This window comes from Nocardia sp. NPDC057455 (genome assembly GCF_042802775.1).
GTDB lineage: Bacteria > Actinomycetota > Actinomycetes > Mycobacteriales > Mycobacteriaceae > Nocardia.
Genome location: NZ_JBHVDM010000127.1, coordinates 1 through 2,404, shown reverse-complemented (window position 1 = coordinate 2,404; position 2,404 = coordinate 1). Strand labels below are relative to the sequence as shown.

Below are 2,404 nucleotides of genomic sequence, written 5' to 3'. Positions count from 1 at the left end.
GCGTCGGCCGCGTCTCGTAGGCCATGTCTCGCCACACCTCGCGGTCGCCGAACACGTGGTCGGCGTCGTCGTCGATTCCCGGCCACCGTCCGGCGCCGACCCGAGGTACCAAATCTGTGCGCCGCGGCCGGTCGACCCGGGTTTGTCCGCCGTGGTGAGCATCGGTTCGAGCGCGGCTTTCGCGGCCGGCGAGTAGATCATTGCCTCGTCGATCACGAGCCGATCCACACTGAAACCCCGACCGAAACTCTTTGTCCGCGTGCGGAATCGGATTACCGATCCGTTGCGGAATCGGATCATTTCCTTTCCGTTGCCGCGGCGGATTCCGCGCGGTGCGATCTCCGCTTCGAGCAACGGATGCGAGCCGAGCAGCCCAACTAGCCGGTCCATTGCTTCCATTGCGGTAACGGTCTCGTGCGCGGTGTGCAGTACCGATATGCCGGGCTCGTTCAGCAGCCACCCGAGTTCGACGATCTCGAGGCCACCGTTTTTTCCGTTCTGCCTGCTGCACAGCACGCACACCTCGCGCGCGGCCCAACGCCCATCCGCGCGCGTCGCCATCCCTTCGAGCACGCACGTTTGTTGCCACTGAGGCCAGTTACGCCCGGCGATATCGGCGATGTCGAGTGCGCGTTCGCCGGCCTCACGCGAGACGACCGCGGCCGGGTAGCACGCAACCCTAGGTTCCTGTTTGCCGACCAGCCCAACGGCCGGCGAGGACATCAGCAAGCGTGTTGCCCCCTTCTTGTGGCGGTCGCCCGTCACCCCCCGCCGGCGATTGTGGCTTCGAGGCGCGGCCGCCGGCCGGGGTGAGCTGAGCGAGGATCAACCGCAGCGCCGATGCTGTCTGCCGTGCTTCGGCCGCGGCCGCGTCGACGCGTAGGTCGTAGGCCTCGTCGACGTCGTCGAACTCCAGTCGCGCCCATGCATACGAGTCGCCGACGAGCAGCGCGTCGAGGCGGTCGAGGCGGTCGGCCAATCGGCAGGCTTCGCCGAGCAGCACCGCCCACCACGCCGGATGTCCGGCGAAGGCCATGTCATCCCACAGCGCCGAGGCGCGCGGTCCGAGCCCGTCGGGTCGGAGGTCGTCGGCGGCGTTTCCGGCTGCGGTATCGTTCACGGTCGGGTTGCCGGATCCGTCTGCACGGCAAGGCGATTCACCAGTTACCAACCTTCCGACGTTGCTACACGAATCCAGTTAACTCGGGCAACCCCCGGCGCAACCTCCAGTTACCTCCAGCAACCGGCTCGGCAACCTTTTCGGCTAACTTCGGAACGCTCAAATCGGGCAACCTCTCAGCGACATTCGCGCCTGAAATGTGCCTTTTCAGATTCGCGCAACGTTAACCACAGACGCGAACCGGTTAGCTGCCGCCGACCCCCGAGCCGCGCACCGACGGGCGAGAGTGCCGGGGCGGTGGATGGCTTCGAAGCAGGCGCGGAGTCCGAGGCAGGCGCCGCCTCACTCTCGAACACAAATCCCCTGACCTGCGGTTATGCCGACGCCGGCCGTGTCGACATTCGCGCCGCTCGGCCCATTCCAGCAGCGCAACGCTTGACAGGCGAAATATACTGTGCTGCAAGATATTTGCAACCAGGTAACTGAAAGTCGCTGCAAGGTAACTAGATTGGGGGTTGCGCTCCAACCCTCGGTGTGATAGGCGATCCATGGGGGGAGAGAGAGCCAAGCTGACAGGGCGTCAGGTTGGCCCACCCCCCTCTAGCAAATTTTGAGCATACCTATTGGTTACCTTCTAGCGAACATGACAGTTAACTCTCTGCAATCGAATTTCCTTGCCGCAGTTGATAACTGCCGATTAGCCAATGCCTCGGCGCTTACAGGTCCCAGACGATGACGTTTCTATCGTGTCCGCCGTTGCGACGGCGTAGTGCGGGACGCGCGTCGTCGTTGCTTCCGTCGCCACGTTGCTTGTTGCACGCGGCATGTAGCAGCCGGTCGGCGAGTTGCCCACCCTTCGAGCGCGGGATGCTGTGATCGCCCTCGAGGTCTTGGCCGTTCCACATAGGGTCGCCGCACCACCAGCACGGCGCCCCGTCTACGTGCTGAGCTTTGAGCCGCGCGACTTGCTTTTGATGCTGCCAACCTAGACCTTTCTGCGTGGTCGTGGTGCGGCGAAGCTGAGCCATGCTCGGGCCGATCCGATGCTCAGCAGTGCACTACGTTCGCGAGCCCGTCGGGTGCGAGCAGCAGGCACGGCGCGAGGCTCGCATGCAGGTCCGAATGGTCGACGTAGACGCGGTCAACACTGAGCCCGCGGCACGCCCCGCCGTGGACGACCGAGCCGTATATCCGGAAGTGGATGCGTCCGCCGTCGGGTGCGGTGATCCGTTCACACCCACTCGCCTTGTACGCCTTTTCGCCGACGTGCAGCTCGCGGGCCGC

General features: G+C 64.6%; 2 protein-coding genes and 1 pseudogene. All 3 read right to left on the bottom strand.

Annotated features, from left to right (window positions below; all coding sequences use genetic code 11):
* Positions 1–723: pseudogene (locus tag ACFU5M_RS31675) on the bottom strand (hypothetical protein); the annotation flags it as partial.
* The gene (locus ACFU5M_RS31670; protein WP_379054774.1) at positions 680–1,120 is read right to left on the bottom strand and encodes a hypothetical protein; all 441 of its coding nucleotides are present in this window, start codon (positions 1,118–1,120) and stop codon (positions 680–682) included. The pseudogene ACFU5M_RS31675 and the gene ACFU5M_RS31670, both read right to left, overlap by 44 nt.
* 1,047 nt (positions 1,121–2,167) lie before the next feature.
* Positions 2,168–2,404 (bottom strand): hypothetical protein (locus tag ACFU5M_RS31665; protein WP_379054772.1); only part of this gene is annotated, 237 nt, incomplete at its 5' end.